The following is a 16,611-nucleotide window of genomic DNA, read 5'->3' as shown; positions in this document are numbered from 1 at the left end:
CGGCCGGCCACTGATCGCTCCCCCGGTGCCGACAAGTCGGCCGCACGTCGAGCAGTCGGCTCGACGTCAAGCAGTCGGCCCTGCATCAAGCAAGCGACTGGAGATCGAGCGGTCAGGCGCACGTCGAGCAGTCGGCTCGGTGTCAAGCAGTCGGCCCGTCGTCAAAGCACGCGGCTGGAGATCGAGCGGTCGGTTGGGTGTCGAATAGTCGGTCGGATGTCAATGGAATCGGTCCCCCGCGGGGCCGACTGCTCGACTTTCGACCGACCAGCGCGCGGATCGGGCCGAACTTCTCCCGGCAGGTGGCCATCTCCCGTCAGGTTTGGCAGGTGCCGCACCAGAAGAGGTTGCGGCCGGCCAAGGTCTTCAGGAGGACCGGGGTGGCGCAGGTGCGGCAAGGCAGGCCGTCGCGGTGGTAGACGTAGAAGGCCTGGTCAGAGGGGACGGCGCCGGGGGTGCCGTCGGTGTTCTGGCGGGTGCGGCGGCGGTCCTCGTTCGGTTCACCGGACCTGTGCCCGGACCGGTCCTCCGGGCGGGTGGTGACGATCGCGCCCGTGCGGGCGCCGTCGCGCATCAGGGTGACGAGGTCGTCCCAGATCGCACGGGCCGACGACGGCGGGACGTCGCGACCTGGCTTGAGCGGGTCCACGCCCGCACGGAAGAGGGCCTCGGCGCGATAGATGTTGCCGACTCCCGCGATCACGGCCTGGTCCATCAGGAGCTGGCCGATGGTCACGCGCGAACCGCCCACCTTGGTGACGAAGCGCGCGGCGTCGTGGCCCGGCTCGCCGTCGCGGATCGGGTCGGGACCGAGGCGGCCGGTGACGGCGTCCTTCTCGTCCGGGGTGATGACCTCGCAGGCTGCGGGCCCGGTCAGGTCGGCGACGGCATGCGCGCCGACCAGCCGCGCCCGCACCTGACCCCGCGGCGCGGGCGGTTCCGATTCCCGTCCCGCCGAAGGCACCCCGCCCGGGTCCAGGGCACTACCCGGCGCCGAAGCAGCTGCTTGCGCGAGACCGATCCGTTGCGCGGATACAGCTGCCCGCACGGGACCGACCACGTCCGCCGAAGTGGCTGCTTGCGCAGGCCCGGCGACGCGCGGCGAAGCGGCCCGCTCGGCCCCGGCCTCGCGTGTGGAAGCGCCTTCTCGCGCAGAGGTTTCCTTGCCGGTGGAGGGTGTCTCCTGTGCGGGGGCGGTGGGTCCGGCCGGGTCCGCGGCCGGGGCGAGGATCGACTCGCGTTCGCCGATGCGCTTGCGGGGGGCGCCGATCGCGTGGGCCACCTCGGCGGTGCCGTCGCCCGCGAAGGTCCACGCGCCGTAGAGGCCGAGGTGCGTGCGCAGCCAGAGCACGTCGTCGGATCCGGGTGAATCCGCAGGCCGAGGCGAGCCGGCGGAGCCGGACGCGCGGGAGGCCGGCGTGGGCGAGGCATCCCTACACGAGGCCCCCGTGCGCAAGGCCTCCGTACGCAAGGCCGAACCCCCCGCCGAGCCGGCGCCGTCGTCGGGCACGAAGGCGCAGAACAGCTGCTTGCCCCACGCCTCCACCTCGACCAGGCGCCGCCCCGTCAGGAGGGCGGCGCCGTCGGCGAACCTGCCCTGCGGGCTGGTGACCCGCAGGGGTTCGCCCTCGAAGAGGTCCCGGAGGGTACGGGCGAGACGGTGGACGGTGTGACCCTCGGGCAAGTCAGCGGGTCTTCTCGTACGCGGCGAGCTGGTCGATGCGCCGCTGGTGGCGCGCGTCGCCGCTGAACGGCTCGGCGACGAAGGCCTCGACGATCGCCGTCGCCTCCTCGGCCGAGTGCATCCGGCCGCCCACCGCGACCACGTTCGCGTTGTTGTGCTGGCGACCCAGCCTCGCGGTCTCCACCGACCACGCCAGGCAGGACCGCACGCCGTTGACCTTGTTCGCGGCGATCTGCTCGCCGTTCCCGGAACCGCCGATCACGATGCCGAGCGACCCCGGCTCCGCGACCACGGCCTCGCCCGCGGCCAGGCAGAAGGACGGGTAGTCGTCGGCGGGGTCGTACTCGTGGGCGCCGTGGTCGGTGACCTCGTGCCCCGCGTCGGTCAGGTGCGCCACCAGGTGGGCCTTCAGCTCGAAACCAGCGTGGTCTGCGGCGATGTGCAGGTGCATGGTCATATCTTCTCGCAACCGCGCCTCCGTTCTCGACCGCTTCCGCACGATGGACGACGCCGATCCGCGGCGCGACGTCGTTCGTCGTGCACGACGACGCCGCCTGCCGCGACATCGCTCGCCGAGCACGACGCCGCTCGCACGATCCGCCGTTCTCCGGCGACCGACGGCACCGCCGGGGACCACCGTCCCGCCCCGCGTCTGCCGACGGCCGAATCCAGCTCCGTCCCAGGATCCCGCGCGTAGGGTGGCCGCATGACGACCGAAGCCACCCCACTGAGGTCGGGTATCGACCTCGACGCCCTGGACCCCGGGGTCCGCCCGCAGGACGACCTGTTCCGCCATGTCAACGGCCGCTGGATCGACGCCCACGAGATCCCGGCGGACCGCGCGATGGACGGCGCGTTCCGCGCCCTGTTCGACCAGGCCGAGGAGCACGTCCGCGAGATCATCACGGACGCCCCGGCGGGTTCGCAGATCGGCGACCTGTACGCGAGCTTCATGGACACCGCGCACATCGAGGCGCTCGGCACCGAGCCGCTCGCACAGGACCTCGCCCTGATCCGCGACGCCGCGGACCACGCCGCCCTCACGCGCGCGCTCGGCGCGCTGCAGCGCACGGGCGGCGCGGGCGCCGTCGGCATGTGGGTGGACAACGACGCCAAGGACACCGAGCGCTACGTCGTCTACCTGACCCAGGCGGGCCTCGGCCTGCCGGACGAGTCGTACTACCGCGACGAGCAGCACGCCGAGGTATACGCCCGGTACACGCCGCACGTGGCCCGCATGCTCGGGTTCGCGGGCGTGCAGGAGGCCTGGGGTGTGACGGCCGACGACGCCGCCGCGCGCGTCGTGGCCCTCGAGGCCCGCCTCGCGGAGCACCACTGGGACGTGGTCAAGAAGCGCGACGCGACGCTCGTCTACAACCCAATGACGCTGGCGGAGCTCGTCGAGCGCGCCCCCGGCTTCGACTGGGCGGCCTGGGTGGACGCCCTCGGCGCGCCCGAGGGCTCGCTCGACCAGCTCGTGGTCCGCGAGACGGACTACGCCACGGGCTTCGCGGCCCTCTGGCCCGAGGTCCCGCTGCTGGACTGGCAGCTGTGGATGGCGTACCACCTGATCACCGCCCGCGCCCCGTACCTCACCGACGAGATCGTCGAGGCGAACTTCGACTTCTACGGCCGCACCCTCACCGGAGCCCAGGAGGTCCGCGAGCGCTGGAAGCGCGGCGTCGCGCTGGTGCAGGGCGCGCTCGGCGAGGTCGTGGGCCAGGAGTACGTCGCCCGGCACTTCCCGCCGGAGCACAAGGAGAAGATGGACCGGCTGGTCGGCGCTCTCGTGGCCGCCTACCGCGAGTCCATCGAGAACCTCGACTGGATGACGCCGGAGACCACGGCCAAGGCCCTGGTCAAGCTGGAGAAGTTCACGCCCAAGGTGGGCTACCCGGTGAAGTGGAAGGACTACTCGGGCCTGACGATCGACGCCGCGGACCTCCTGGGGAACGTGCGCCGCTCCAACGTCTTCGACCAGGACCGCGAGCTCGGCAAGATCGGCCGGCCCCTGGACCGCGACGAGTGGTTCATGACGCCGCAGACGGTCAACGCCTACTACAACCCGGGCATGAACGAGATCGTGTTCCCCGCCGCCATCCTGCAGCCGCCGTTCTTCGACCCGGCCGCCGACGACGCCGTGAACTTCGGCGGCATCGGCGCCGTCATCGGCCACGAGATCGGCCACGGCTTCGACGACCAGGGCTCCAAGTACGACGGCGACGGCAAGCTCGAGAACTGGTGGTCGGACGCGGACCGCGCCGAGTTCGAGAAGCGCACCGGCGCCCTGATCGCCCAGTACGACGTGTTCCGCCCGGCGCAGCTCGACGCCCCCGAGCACGCCGGGACGCACGTCAACGGCTCCCTGACGGTGGGCGAGAACATCGGCGACCTGGGCGGCCTGTCGATCGCGATCAAGGCGTACGCGATCGCGATCGGCAAGCCGATCGCCGAGGCCCCGGACGTCGACGGCCTGACGGCCCTCGAGCGGATCTTCCTCGGCTGGGCCCAGGTCTGGCAGTCCAAGGGCCGCGACGAGGAGGTGGAGCGGCGCCTGGTCGTCGACCCGCACTCCCCCAACGAGTTCCGCTGCAACGGCGTCGTCCGCAACCTCGACGAGTTCCACGAGACGTACGGCACGACGCCCGGCGACGCCCTGTACCTCCCGCCGGAGGAGCGCGTCAAGATCTGGTGACCGGCCCGCAACTCCCCCGCGGCGCCACCGGAGCGCGGCGCCGCGGGGTCCGGGCCCGGGTGATGCCGGGCCGGCGCCACCCGGCGGCCGGCATGACGCCGGCCGCCGGAACTACGTCAGCGACCGGCACCAGCACGCCGATCGGCGCTACGCCCGCGGCCGGCGTTCGCCCGTTCCGCGGGGGATCAGGCGAGTGGGCACCGTCTCGGTGCGGGGGGACGACGCCGCGGGGCCGGGCGTGACCACGAGGTCCGCCGCGCGGCGGCCCAGTTCCGCGGCGTCGTAGGCCACGACCGTCACGCCCAGGAGATCCGCCAGGGGAAAGTCGTCGAACCCGACCAGCGCGACGTCGTCGCCCCCGGGAACGGCGCGGAGCGCCCGGAGCGCACCCTCCGTGACACGGTTGTTCTCCGCCAGGATCGCCGTCGGCGGCTCCGGGGCCGTCAGCAGGTCCGTGACCAGGGCGCGGGCCGTCCCGGCGTCGTGCGCGCCCGGGCGCACCCACCGTTCCGCGCCCGGCGCACCGGCGTCGGACATCGCCCCGGCGAACGCCGCGCGACGCTCCCGGAACGTCCACACCTCCGGGTTGTCGCCCACGAACGCGATCCGCCGGTGGCCGTGCGCGGTCAGGTGACGCACCGCCGCGCGCACACCACCGGGGTTGTCGATCACCACGCTGTCCGCCGCCAGGCCCGCGGCCGGGCGATCCGCGAACACCAGCCGGGTGCCCGCCGCCAGCTCGCCGGCCAGATGGTCGTGGCCGGCCGGCGTCGGGGTGACCACGAGGCCGCGCACGCGGCGCTCGAGCAGTTCCTCGGTCAGCAGGCGCTCGCGGGCCGGGTCCTCCTCGCACGACGTCGTGATCAGGTGCAGCCCGTGCTCGCGGGCCACGCGCTCGATCCCGCCCGCCACCGCCGAGTAGAACGGGTTGGCGATGTCCCCCGAGATGAACCCCAGGAGCCGGGACGCCCCGCCGCGCGCCAGGTCCGCCGCCACGGCGTTGCGCCGGAACCCCAGGGCCGCGGCGGCCAGGCGCACCTTCTCCCGTGTGCCGTCCGCGACGTTCGGCTCGCCGTTCAGCACCCGGGAGGCGGTCTTCAGGCTCACGCCCGCACGCTCGGCCACCCCGGCGAGCGTCGGCCGGCCCGTCGCCCTCACGCCACCGCTCCGTTCACGACGCCGCCCCTTCCCGTGACACCACCCTGTCGGGGCGCCGCCTTCGCGGGAGCGTATCCACCCCCCGTCCGGTCATCTGGTGCGTTTCAACCTATCGTTGAATCCGACCCGCGACCGACCAAGGAACCCCTGATGCCGAAGATCCTGCGCAGGGTGGGGCCTCCCCTGCTCCTGCTCGCCCCGTCCCTGATCCTGCTGGGCGTGTTCGTGTACGGCCTGATCGCAGTGAACTTCCGGATGTCGTTCACCGACAACCACACCGCGGCCCAGGCCACCGGGCAGGAGCCCACGGCCGGCGTGGGCCTCGAGAACTACTTCGCCCTGCTGGGCAACGACGACTTCCGGCACTCCCTGCTCAACCTCCTGCTGTTCACCGTCGTGTTCCTGGCCGGCGCGATGACCCTCGGCTTCGTGTGGGCGTGGATCCTGGAGAAGCCGATCAAGGGCGAGGGGTTCTTCCGGTCGGTGTACCTGTTCCCCATGGCGGTCTCGTTCGTCGCCTCCGGCGTCGTGTGGCGCTGGCTGCTGAACTCCAACCAGGACGAGCAGGCCTCCGGCCTGAACCGGCTGTTCCAGCTCGTGGGCCTGGACTTCCTGCAGAACCCGTGGTGGAACGACGTCACGATCGGCATCCTGTCCATCGCGATCCCCGCGATCTGGCAGTTGTCGGGCTACGTCATGGCCCTGTTCCTGGCCGGGTTCCGCGGCATCCCCGACGAACTGCGCGAGGCCGCCCGCATGGACGGCGCCTCGGAGTGGAGGCTGTACCGCCACGTGCTGTTCCCGCAGCTGTCCCCGGTCGCGCTGTCGGCGCTGATCATCATCGGGCACATGAGCCTCAAGGCGTTCGACCTGATCATGTCGATCTCCAAGCCCGCGAACTACCAGACCAAGGTCCCCGCCGTCGACATGTTCGTGTTCAAGTCCAGCTTCGACTACGCGAACGCGGCCGCCGTCGGCGCCATCCTGCTGGTCATCGTCGCCGCCGTGATGATCCCGTACCTCGCCCACACGCACCGGGAGGGGAAGCGTTGACGACCACCGCCGCTCCCGCCGCCCCCGCACCGCCCGGATCCCCGGCCGCCCCCGCGCCGCCGTCCGCGCGCGCCGGCGACCGGTATTCCGCGGGCCGCACCGCGCGCTACGCCCTGCTGCTGTTCTTCGTGGTGCTCGTGCTGATCCCCGTGTACGTGCTGCTCGTGACGAGCTTCAAGGGACCGGGCGACGCCGCGCCCGCCCGCGCCTGGGCGCTCCCGGCACAGTGGACCGGCGCGAACTGGCAGACCGCCTGGACCACGCTGTGGCCCGCGATCCTGCGCTCGCTGGAGATGGTGGTCCCGTCCACGATCATCTCCGCGTTCCTCGGTTCGCTGAACGGGTTCGTGCTGGCCCGCTGGCAGTTCAAGGGCGCCGACGTCGTGTTCGCGCTCATCCTGTTCGGCATGTTCATCCCCTACCAGGCGGTGATGATCCCGCTGAACCAGCTGGTGCTGAACCTGGGCATCCCGAACGGCATCCCGAGCCTGATCCTGCTGCACGTGGTCTACGGGATCCCGATCACCACGCTGATCTTCCGGAACTACTACCGGACCGTGCCCCACGAACTCATCGAGGCCGCCCGCGTGGACGGCGCCGGCATGCTGCGGACGTACTGGTCCGTGCTGCTGCCGATCTCGGTCCCGAGCTTCGTGGTGGTCCTCATCTGGCAGTTCACGAACGGCTGGAACGACTTCCTGTTCGCGGTCTTCTTCTCCTCGAGCGCGAACGGCCCGGTGACCGTCGCGCTGAACAACCTGGCCAACGGCGCGCTGCTGCAGAACTACGGGGTGTCCATGGCCGGGGCGCTGCTGGCCTCCCTGCCCACCCTGGTCGTCTACGTCATCCTCGGCAAGTACTTCGTGGGCGGGCTGATGTCGGGGTCGGTCAAGGGCTGAGCCAAGCCCGGGACCGGCCGCCGTCGGCTGTCCGTTATGCTCCTGCGTGCACCACCCCACCAGCTGAAATGAGCGGGTGATTTCACACGCACTGCTGGAAGTCCGGGCTCCGGCACCTCATCCCGGACTTCCAACGATGAAGGGGATTTCGGACACGAAATGCACGTTAATCGGAAGTTGGCCGCGGTCGCGGCATCCGCTGCCGCGCTGAGCCTGGTGCTGAGCGCCTGCGCCGCGGGTTCCACCCCAGGCGACAAGCCGTCCCTGCGGACGCACGAGGACGTCACCGTCTACACGTGGTGGGCCTCGGGCGTGGAGAAGCAGGGCCTGGACAAGCTCGCCGAGGTGTTCGAGCAGCAGCACCCGGGCATCACGTTCGTCAACGACGGCGTCATGGGCGGCGGCGGTTCCAGCACGTCCAAGGAGTACCTGCAGACGCGGCTGGAGACCCAGGACCCGCCCGACACGTTCGCCGCCCACGCCGGCGCCGAGCTCGACGACTACATCGAGGGCGGGTTCATCCAGGACCTCACTCCGCTGTACAAGAAGCTCGGCCTGAAGGAGGTCTTTCCCAAGTCCCTGATGGACCAGCTGAAGACCCAGGACGGCAAGATCTACTCGGTGCCGTCCAACATCCACCGCGCGAACCTGCTGTGGGCCAACCCGGCGGTGCTCGAGAAGCACGGCCTCGACACGTCAGGACAGTACGAGGACCTCGACAGCTTCATCGCCGACCTGGAGACGCTCAAGCAGGCCGGGGTCGAGTACCCGCTGTCGGTGGCGAACGAGTGGCCGCAGGTGCACCTGCTGGAGACCGTCCTGCTGGGCGAGCTCGGCGCGGAGGCCTACGACGGCCTCTGGGACGGCACCACCGACTGGAACGGCCCGGAGGTCACCGCGGCGCTGGAGGACTACAAGCAGCTCCTGAGCTTCAGCAACCCGACCCGCAACGAGATGGAGTGGGACGCGGCCTCGACGATGGTCGTCGAGGGCAAATCCGCCTTCAACATCATGGGCGACTGGGCCCTGCCGGTCTACGCCGCCGAGGGCAGGCAGTACGGCAAGGACTACGTCGTCGTCCCCTCCCCCGGCACGAACGGCGTGTTCGACTTCCTCGCCGACTCGTTCACCATGTCCACGGGCATCCTCGACGAGGACGCCGCCAGGGCGTGGCTCGAGACGGTCAGCTCCAAGGAGGGCCAGCTCGAGTTCAACCGGATCAAGGGCTCGATCCCGGCCCGGACCGACGTCGACCCGGGACAGTTCAACGAGTACCAGAAGACGGCGTTCGAGTCGTTCAACAACGACCCCATCGTGTCGTCCGTCGCCCACGGCGCGGCCGTCCCGGTCTCGCAGCTCACGAAGATCACGGCGGCGGCGGTCGCCTTCGAGAAGGACGGCGACGTCGCGAAGCTACAGGCCGCCCTCGCCGCATCGGCGGGCTGACCGCGCTGCATCGGCGGGCTGACCGCGCTGCATCGGTGGGCTGACGCACCGCCTCGGCGGGCTGACGACGCAGCACCGGCAGGAAAACAGCGAGGCAGCATCCACGCGGGATGCTGCCTCGCTGTCGTCGCGGCTCAGGACCGGGTGATGCCCGCCCGGGCGACGGTGAAACCGGCGCCGGTCGCGTCGTGCTTGCACGACATGCCGGTCTCGCGGCTCACGCAGCTGAAGCCGTGGGCGCTCATGTCCTTGTCGTAGTCCAGGTAGGCCAGCCCGCTCGCCTGGACCGGCTTGTCCGCCGCGGCCACGCACGGGACCGAGACCTTCCCCGACTTGTCCACCCGCACGAGGTGCCCCTGCGAGCCCTTGCACTCGCCCGCCGCCGGCGGGTTGTTGAGCTGGACGATGCCGCAGGTCGCGGCGTCGGGTGTGACGGTGCACGTGATGTTGCCCGACGGCGCCGCGAAGATCTCGGCACCCGGCGCCCCGGTCTCGAGGCCCTTGGCGAACTCGGGCTCGGCGGGCTTGTCGTCCTCCCCGCCGCCCGAGCCGGCCCCTGCCGAGGTGGTCGCGTCCGGGTTGGTGCCGACCGGGTCGGCCGCCGGCGTGTCGCCGCCGGACATGAGGCTCACGGCGAACACGACGGCCGCGACCACGAGAACGACGTCGAGCGCGATGAACGCGATCCACCCCGGGCTCAGCCGGCGCCGTGCGGGCTGCTCCTGCTGGTACCCCTGCTGCGGGTAGCCCTGCTGGTACCCGGACTGCGGGGCGTAGCCCTGCTGCGGATAGCCGGGCTGCTGAGGGGCCTGCTGCGGGTAACCCGGCTGCTGCGGAGCCTGCTGCTGGTAACCCGGCTGCTGGTAACCCTGCGCCGGCGGGTACCCGGGCTGCGGGGCGTACCCCTGCTGCGGGTAGCCCTGGGCGTACCCGGGCTGTGACGGGACATATCCGGGCTGCACCGGCGGGGCCGGCGCGGGCGTCACCGCGTCCGTGAACTGTGACGTCGGCGAGATCGCGGGGGGCATCCGTGTGGCGGCCGAGACACGCTGCGGGCTTCCCTGCACCACCGGGTTGGCGGCGGTGGGGGTCTCCTCGGCCCCGCCGGTGCCCTCGTCGGGCCGCCCCTGCGGGGGCGGCGGAGGGGGCACGGTTGCGGACATGCGGCTCCTTCTCTCGGACACGGTCACCGGGACACGATCGACCTTGGATCATACGACCCAGCGAGGATATCGCCGTCCGGTGTCCACATATCGCCCGGTCCGCGCTCGTGGGCACGTTTCACGATTCCGCCACCGAACCGCAGCACCTCGCTCGCCGGATCCGGCCGGAACTCGTGCTCCTGGCTCGTCGTCGTACCGGCGGATCACGTCGCCCGGCGTCGTCGTACCCGGCGGCGCCGATCCCGCCCGGCGCCGTCGGGCCGGCGGATCTCACCCCGCCACGCGTCGTCGTGCCGGAGGATCTCCTCCCACCCCGCGTCGTCGTACCGGCGGATCTCACCCCGCCCGGCGCCGTCGTACCGGCATATTCAGGGTCCGTTCCCGGCGTGAGCAGTGGCATGATCGAACCGGCAACCGCTGAACCTGGCGCACGAGCGCCCCGACAAGACTGGAGGGCCCGTGCCCGGAGAGAACCTCACGCGAGCCGAGGCCGTCGAGCGCGCCGGAGTCGTGACCGTCGGCTCGTACGCGATCGACCTGGACCTGACCACCGGACCGACGACGTTCCGGTCGGCCACGACCGTGCGCTTCACCGCGAGCGAGGGGGCGAGCACGTTCATCGACCTGGTCGCGCCGTCGGTGCGCTCGGTGGTGCTGAACGGGCGCGAGCTGGACCCGTCGGCGGTGTTCGCCGACTCGCGCATCACGCTGGACGGCCTGGCGGCCGAGAACGAGCTGACCGTCGTCGCGGACTGCGCCTACACGAACACGGGCGAGGGCCTGCACCGGTTCGTCGACCCTGTCGACGGCGAGGTCTACCTCTACACCCAGTTCGAGGTGCCTGACTCCCGCCGCGTGTTCGCGGTCTTCGAGCAGCCGGACCTCAAGGCGACGTTCACCTTCTCCGTGACGGCTCCCGCCGCCTGGCAGGTCGTCTCCAACGAGCCGACGCCGTCGCCGGTGCCCGCGACCCACGCGACCGACGCCTCCGTCGAGACCGCGCGCTGGGACTTCCCGGCCACGCCGCGCATCTCCTCGTACATCACCGCGCTCGTCGCCGGCCCGTACACGGTGACGCGCAGCACGCTGACGTCGTCGGACGGCCGGGAGATCCCGCTCGGCGCGTTCTGCCGCGCGTCCCTCGCCGAGCACTTCGACGCCGACTACATCTTCGACACGACGCGCCGCGGCTTCGAGTTCTTCGAGAACCTCTTCGGGGTGCCGTACCCCTTCACGAAGTACGACCAGCTCTTCGTGCCCGAGTACAACATGGGCGCCATGGAGAACGCGGGCTGCGTCACCTTCACCGAGACGTACGTGTTCCGCTCCAAGGTGACCGACGCCGTGCGGGAGCGCCGCGTCGTGACGATCCTGCACGAGCTGGCGCACATGTGGTTCGGCGACCTGGTCACCATGAAGTGGTGGAACGACCTGTGGCTGAACGAGTCGTTCGCGGAGTACATCTCGACGCTGGCCACGGCCGAGGCGTCGGAGTGGACGGAGGCGTGGACGACGTTCGCCGCCATGGAGAAGGCGTGGGCGTACCGGCAGGACCAGCTGCCGTCCACGCACCCGATCGTCGCGGAGATCCGCGACCTGGAGGACGTGCAGGTCAACTTCGACGGCATCACGTACGCCAAGGGCGCCTCGGTGCTGAAGCAGCTCGTGGCGTGGGTGGGGCGTGACGCCTTCATCGCGGGCGTGTCGGCCTACTTCCGCAAGCACGCGTGGGGCAACACGGAGCTGCCGGACCTGCTGACGGAGCTGGAGGCCACCTCGGGCCGCGACCTGAAGGAGTGGTCCGCGAAGTGGCTGGAGACGGCGGGCGTGAACACGCTGCGGCCGTCGTTCGAGGTGGACGACCACGGGCGGTTCACGTCGTTCGTCGTCGAGCAGACGGCGCCGGAGGGCTGGCCGACGCTGCGGCCGCACCGCCTCGCGATCGGCCTGTACTCGATGGACGACGCCGGGAAGCTGACCCGCACCGACCGCGTCGAGGTGGACGTCGACGGCGCGCGCACGGACGTGGCCGACCTGATCGAGCTGGACCGCCCCGCGCTGGTGCTGCTGAACGACGACGACCTCGCCTACGCCAAGATCCGCCTGGACCCGCAGTCGCTGGCCGTGGCGGTGGAGAACCTCTCGCAGATCGGCGACCCGCTGGCACGCTCGCTCGTGTGGGGCTCGGTCTGGGACGCGGTGCGTGACGGCGAGACGCCGGCCCGGGCGTACGTGGACCTGGTGCTGAGCAACATCGCGGCGGAGACCGAGTCGACGACGGTCCGGACCACACTGAACCAGCTGGTGCTGGCGGTGCGGCAGTACGTGGCGCCGTCGGCTCGCGCCGAGACCCTGCAGCGGGTCGGTGACCGGCTGGCGGAGCTGGCGCGGGCCGCCGAGGCGGGCTCGGACCTGCAGTTCCAGCTGGTGAAGGTGTTCGCGCACCTGGCCTCGACGCCGGAGCACGTGGCGATCCTGCGGGGCCTGCTGGACGGGTCGAGCTCGCTGGACGGCCTGGAGATCGACACGGACCTGCGCTGGGAGCTGCTGGAGGGCCTGGTCCTGAACGGCGCGGCGGGCGAGGCGGAGATCGCCGCGACCCTCGCGGACGACGACACGGCCACGGGGCGGCAGTCCGCCGCGCGTGCGCGCGCCTCCGTCCCGACGGTGGAGGCGAAGCTCGCGGCGCTGGAGTCGGTGGTGTCCGACGACGACGCGCCGAACGCGATCATCCGGTACACGGGACTCGGGTTCCTGCACGTGAACGACGCCGCCGTGCTGGCTCCGGCGATGGGGCGGTACCTGGACGCCCTCCTGAAGGTGTGGGAGGACCGGAGCTACCACATCGCGGAGGAGATCATCGAGGGCTTCTACCCGGCGCCGCTGGCCTCGGCGGAGCTGCGGGACGCGGTGGAGGCGTGGCTGACGGCGAACGCCGACGCGGCGCCGGCACTGCGCCGGCTCGTGACGGAGGCGCTGGCGGGAACGACGCGGGCGCTGACGGCGCAGGTGGCGGACGGGGTCTGAACCCTGTAGTCGGTCCGGGCGGGCGACCAGCAGACGGCTGGTCGCCCGCCCGGCGCATCCGGAAGGTAGGCATGACAGGGACAGCCGGCGTCTTCCAGCTCGTCGACGACGTCCGGGACTCGTTGGCGGGCCGGGTAATCCTGCGTCCAGGAGTGACATCCGTCGCTCTGCTCGACGCGATGCGCCTCACGACGGAGTACGAGGTCCTCGAGGCACTGAACGATCAGTTCCGCTTCCCGGCCTACTTCGGCTGGAACTGGGACGCCGTCCACGACTGCCTCGGCGACCTCAGCTGGATTCCTGCCGACCGGTACGTCGTCGCGATCGAGAACAGCGGCCGGCTGGACCTGGCAGCGGGTCACCCGCACCGTCTCCTCATCCGCGCCCTGCGCCGAGCGGCCTGGGCCCTCTCACCAGACAACCCGGGCGGTCGACGTCCGCCGGCCGAGTTCGCCGTCCTGCTCCTGCGACGATCCGAGGACGCCCGGGGCCTGGTCTCGCGATTCCACGCGATCGGAGAGGTCCTCGATGACTTCATCCTGGCCGAGGACCTGGGGGGCATCGTCGCCCAGCACGATTCCGAGCTGACCGGAGACCTCCTGGCATGCCTGGACGACATCGGCACGAAACAGCTCCGGGTCACCTGTCCGAGTCCGGACTGGGGTGAGACACTCTCCGACATCTACGCGATCCGAGGGTCGCTGGGCGCAGTCGTCCACGGCGTCGAAGCAACGGTCGCTGCGATGAGCAGCCACGACGGTACCGTCGGCGTTGTATCTCTTGCCGTCGGGGATTCGCTGTTCCTGGTGGTGCTGGATGCTTCACTGACCAAGCTGATCGGTACGATCCGCAGCTCCATTTCCGGGGTCGATCCATGACCAAAATGACGGATGATCCGAATTGGCAACAATCTCGATCCGAGGCACTTGAGACCATTCGACGACAGTGTCGCAGCGAGTTGGAGGGTCGCGACGCCTACAACGAGCTAATATTCCTCGCAAATTATGAGGAAGATCTTGAGTGGCTGTCCAGGTTGCTTGTCGAAGTGGCCGACAACTGCCACGATCCACAACTGAGCGAGCTGGCGGTTACGTGTATCGGTCACAGCGCGCGAGTTTCCAGGGATGTGGAGGTTGACCGGGCGTACAAGATGTGGCTCGCGGCTGTGCGGCAGGCGGGCCACCTCACCCAGCAGGAGGTGGCCGCCCAGCTCGGGTCAGGTAGGGGCACCCGCGGCCATCGCCGGGCAGCGTGTGAAAATCTCCCTGGCCGCGGCCGCAGCCGACGAGTGATCACCCCCTCAGGAACGACCCCCGCCGCTGCGATTCAGCGGCCGAGCTCTTCAGCCTTCACAAGCGGCAGTCACCGTGCGTGCCGGAGCGGCTTCTTACGCTGCGCGAGGGCGACAGTGCCTACTACACACCGGATCACTATCGAACCTTCGTACATGTTGGTGAGTTCAATGGCTGACCACAGCATCAGGATCAACAATTTCGCCCCACCGTGGGTATATCTGATCGAGTCATCTAGCTGGAAGCTCAAGGAGGCTGTATCTGAGTTCAAAAAGCAAGGCGGGAGGGTTGTGGACTTTCAGGGTGTCGGATTTTCGAGTGAGCATGCGTTGTTTGAATCAATGGCAACTTCCTTGAGCTTCCCGGGGTATTTCGGAAAGAACTGGGATGCATTGGCCGACTGTCTTGGCGATCTCCATCCTCACGTGACCGGGAATTTTGGGATACTGCTGCGAGTCTCTGAGGCGCACGAAATGCTAAAAATAGGGCTTCTAGACCCTTTTATAGAGGTTGCCTGCCAGGCGGGTTGGAAGGCGAACCTGGCGCTGGACGCGGACGGAATTCCCACGGATCAGAGGCGGGTCTGCCAGCATGTGGTGCTGGAATTGTCTGAGTGCTACTGGTCGGATTTGACACGTTCGCTGGAAGCAAAAGACCTTGCAGTGTCAAAATCAGCGGATTGGATTGGCGTTCAACTTTCTCCGAACTATTGGTGATGGTCGTAGTTGACGGGTTCGCAGGCCGAGACGGTATGCCACTGGATCAGTATCGAAGGCAATGGGAGTACGGTGAACACCTCCGCTTCGACCCCAAGGAGTGATTGATGGATCTGAAGGAAGCATGCTTCCATCTGCGGCACCGCAGGGGCATGTATCTGCTTGATGATCGCTATGCCTCGGTCGTTGCCTTCGTGACCGGACTCGCATGCGCTGATGGTGGCCGGATACTCGATGGGTTCGACGATTGGGTCGCCGAGCGGGTCCTTGGACATCGGACCGCGCGGGGATGGTGGAGCGTGGTGCTTGAGTCGGTCTCGTCAGAGAGTCGGTCTCGAGATACTGAAGCGACGGCGATGCTGCTAGACCTACTCGAAGCGTTTGCGGAGGCCCGGGGACGTTGATTCGCTCGGTTGAATGGAGCGGATCAGCGACTTGAGGGGTTCGAGGATCTGTTTCGCATCCTTGCTCCCTCACCTCATGGCGAGCTCGGCAGCCGCATCATGCCCTCCTGGGCCATTGAGGCCACCAGCGTCCCGTCCTGCTTGTACACGCGCGCGTGTCCCAGCGCCCGTCCGCCCTGGGCCGAGGCCGCGCCCTGGACGTACAGGAGCCATTCGTCCGCGCGGACGTCGCGGTGCCACCACATGGCGTGGTCGAGGCTGGCCAGTGGCACCTGGCCGCCGCCCACCTCGGCCCATGACTTCCCGGCCGCCCGCAGCGCAGGTTCCAGCATCACCTGGTCGCACGCGAAGGCGAGCATCGCCCGGTGCAGCATCTGGTCGTCGCTTGCGATCTCCCGCCGCGCCCGCATCCACACCATCTGCGTGAGCGGCGCGTCGTCGTCGGACACCTTGCGAGGCAGATAGACCGAGCCACCCACATGCCGCAGCTCGAACGCGGAACGCTGCGCTCCGAACGCCCGCGCTGCCTCCCCGCCCGCGGCGGCGAGCTCCTCGAACGCCGAAGGCACCTCCTCCGGCGCCGGCACACCGTCCGGCATCGGCAGCTCCAGCTCGAACCCCGGCTGATCCTCCTGGAACGACGCGATCATCGACAGGATCGGCTTGCCGAACTGCATCGCGTGCGTCCGCCGCGCGCTGAACGACCGCCCGTCCCGCAGCCGCTCCACCGCGAACCCGATCGGCGCCTCCAGCGACCCCTCCCGCAGGAAGTACCCGTGCAGGGAGTGGATCATCCGCCCCTCGGGCACGGTTCGCGCCGCCGACACGATCGCCTGCGCCAGCACCTGCCCGCCGTACGCCCGCTGCGCCGGCCCGGCGACGCTGTCGCCCTCGAACACGTCGTCCTCGCCTCGCGGCCCCGGACCGTCCACCGTCCGCAGGTCCAGCACCTCCAGCAGGTGCGTCAGCGGGTCGGGGGTGGTGTCCGACGGCGTGTCGTCGGCGGGCTCGGTCACCGGATCAGCGGTTCGGTCCACGGGTGGTGCTCCTCGTATCTGTACGACGACGCCGGGT

At 69.8% G+C, this 16,611-nt stretch carries 13 protein-coding genes; 7 read left to right on the top strand and 6 right to left on the bottom strand.

What is annotated here, in order from left to right; all coding sequences use genetic code 11:
- Positions 1-316 precede the first annotated feature (316 nt).
- Complete coding sequence (locus ABD208_RS04480) at positions 317-1,684, bottom strand: Fpg/Nei family DNA glycosylase (RefSeq protein WP_344099895.1); 1,368 nt, start codon at positions 1,682-1,684, stop codon at positions 317-319.
- A 1-nt stretch (position 1,685) separates the two neighbouring features.
- Complete coding sequence (locus tag ABD208_RS04475; protein ID WP_344099893.1) at positions 1,686-2,135, bottom strand: ribose-5-phosphate isomerase; 450 nt, start codon at positions 2,133-2,135, stop codon at positions 1,686-1,688.
- A 255-nt stretch (positions 2,136-2,390) separates the two neighbouring features.
- Between ABD208_RS04475 and ABD208_RS04470 the strand changes: the two genes are divergently transcribed.
- Positions 2,391-4,379, top strand: a complete 1,989-nt coding sequence (locus tag ABD208_RS04470) for a M13 family metallopeptidase (RefSeq protein ID WP_344099892.1) — start codon at positions 2,391-2,393, stop codon at positions 4,377-4,379.
- Between the two features lie 147 nt (positions 4,380-4,526).
- On the opposite strand, the gene ABD208_RS04465 is transcribed toward ABD208_RS04470, so the two are convergent.
- Complete coding sequence (locus ABD208_RS04465; protein ID WP_344099890.1) at positions 4,527-5,537, bottom strand: LacI family DNA-binding transcriptional regulator; 1,011 nt, start codon at positions 5,535-5,537, stop codon at positions 4,527-4,529.
- A gap of 150 nt (positions 5,538-5,687) precedes the next feature.
- Between ABD208_RS04465 and ABD208_RS04460 the strand changes: the two genes are divergently transcribed.
- The 3 genes from ABD208_RS04460 to ABD208_RS04450 all read left to right on the top strand — a co-directional run bounded on the left by ABD208_RS04460 (position 5,688) and on the right by ABD208_RS04450 (position 8,935).
- Positions 5,688-6,590, top strand: a complete 903-nt coding sequence (locus ABD208_RS04460) for a carbohydrate ABC transporter permease (RefSeq protein ID WP_344099888.1) — start codon at positions 5,688-5,690, stop codon at positions 6,588-6,590.
- The gene (locus tag ABD208_RS04455) at positions 6,587-7,489 is read left to right on the top strand and encodes a carbohydrate ABC transporter permease (RefSeq protein ID WP_344099886.1); all 903 of its coding nucleotides are present in this window, start codon (positions 6,587-6,589) and stop codon (positions 7,487-7,489) included. The genes ABD208_RS04460 and ABD208_RS04455 overlap by 4 nt, the downstream gene beginning before the upstream one ends.
- Positions 7,490-7,666: 177 nt before the next feature.
- On the top strand, positions 7,667-8,935 hold the full coding sequence (locus ABD208_RS04450; protein ID WP_344099884.1) for an ABC transporter substrate-binding protein: 1,269 nt from the start codon (positions 7,667-7,669) through the stop codon (positions 8,933-8,935).
- Between the two features lie 134 nt (positions 8,936-9,069).
- Here the strand turns inward: ABD208_RS04450 and ABD208_RS04445 are convergent, their stop codons facing one another.
- Entirely contained in the window at positions 9,070-10,098 is a 1,029-nt protein-coding gene (locus ABD208_RS04445) for a hypothetical protein (RefSeq protein WP_344099882.1), read from the bottom strand.
- A 459-nt stretch (positions 10,099-10,557) separates the two neighbouring features.
- Between ABD208_RS04445 and pepN the strand changes: the two genes are divergently transcribed.
- The 3 genes from pepN (at position 10,558) to ABD208_RS04430 (ending at position 15,133) form a co-directional block, all read left to right on the top strand.
- Positions 10,558-13,125 carry an aminopeptidase N gene (gene pepN, locus ABD208_RS04440; RefSeq protein WP_344099880.1) on the top strand — a complete coding sequence of 856 codons (2,568 nt, stop codon included), beginning with the start codon at positions 10,558-10,560 and terminating at the stop codon, positions 13,123-13,125.
- A gap of 71 nt (positions 13,126-13,196) precedes the next feature.
- Positions 13,197-14,003 (top strand): barstar family protein, encoded by an 807-nt coding sequence (locus tag ABD208_RS04435; protein WP_425561062.1) that lies wholly within the window; start codon positions 13,197-13,199, stop codon positions 14,001-14,003.
- 584 nt (positions 14,004-14,587) lie between these two features.
- Entirely contained in the window at positions 14,588-15,133 is a 546-nt protein-coding gene (locus tag ABD208_RS04430) for a barstar family protein (RefSeq protein WP_344099876.1), read from the top strand.
- Here the strand turns inward: ABD208_RS04430 and ABD208_RS04425 are convergent.
- On the bottom strand, positions 15,124-15,408 hold the full coding sequence (locus tag ABD208_RS04425) for a hypothetical protein (RefSeq protein ID WP_344099874.1): 285 nt from the start codon (positions 15,406-15,408) through the stop codon (positions 15,124-15,126). The genes ABD208_RS04430 and ABD208_RS04425 overlap by 10 nt on opposite strands.
- Positions 15,409-15,611: 203 nt before the next feature.
- On the bottom strand, positions 15,612-16,574 hold the full coding sequence (locus ABD208_RS04420) for an acyl-CoA thioesterase (RefSeq protein WP_344099872.1): 963 nt from the start codon (positions 16,572-16,574) through the stop codon (positions 15,612-15,614).
- Positions 16,575-16,611 lie beyond the last annotated feature (37 nt).

Source organism: Myceligenerans crystallogenes (assembly GCF_039529775.1).
Classification (GTDB): Bacteria; Actinomycetota; Actinomycetes; order Actinomycetales; family Cellulomonadaceae; genus Myceligenerans; species Myceligenerans crystallogenes.
This window is presented reverse-complemented; position numbering and strand designations above follow the sequence as displayed.